This window comes from Sedimenticola sp. (assembly GCF_050289425.1).
Classification (GTDB): domain Bacteria; phylum Pseudomonadota; class Gammaproteobacteria; order Chromatiales; family Chromatiaceae; genus Sedimenticola.
This window is the reverse complement of the sequence record NZ_JBNKFS010000104.1, coordinates 1-503: the sequence shown is the minus strand read 5'-3', so window position 1 is coordinate 503 and position 503 is coordinate 1. Positions and strand designations below refer to the sequence as shown.

Annotated in this window: 1 protein-coding gene; it reads right to left on the bottom strand. The window is 57.9% G+C overall.

The features are described from left to right. Nucleotides 1–503, bottom strand: a 503-nt coding sequence (locus ACQY5R_RS18390; RefSeq protein ID WP_428610736.1) for a POTRA domain-containing protein, incomplete at both ends; no start/stop codon positions are given.

Genomic DNA, 503 nt, shown 5'->3' with positions numbered 1-503 from the left:
AACCACCCAAGATCAAACCGGCGCTCTGAGCGAAACCGACGCTGGCGGTGATCGAACCCGAGGCTTGTTCTTCAACGGCGTAGTTCACGTCAACCTGGTCATCCACACCCGGTACGGCCGGGGTTTCGACGTTGACTTCCTTGAAGAAGCCCAGGCGCTCAAGACGGGTCTTGGACTGGTCGATCAGGTAGGTCGAAGCCCAACCACCTTCCATCTGACGCATTTCACGACGCAGCACTTCGTCCGCAGACTTGGTGTTGCCACGGAAGTTGATGCGGTTGACGTAGGCACGCTTGCCTGGATCGACGACGAAAGTGATGTCCACGGTGTGGTCTTCATCATTCGGGGTCGGCACGCCGTTGACGTTGGCGAAGGTATAGCCTTCGTTACCCAGGCGACGGGTGATCAGTTCAGAGGTGGTGGTCATCAGCTTGCGCGAGAACACCTGGTCCTTCTGTACCAGCAGCAGGGACTTGACCTGGTCTTCAGGCACTTTCAGGTCG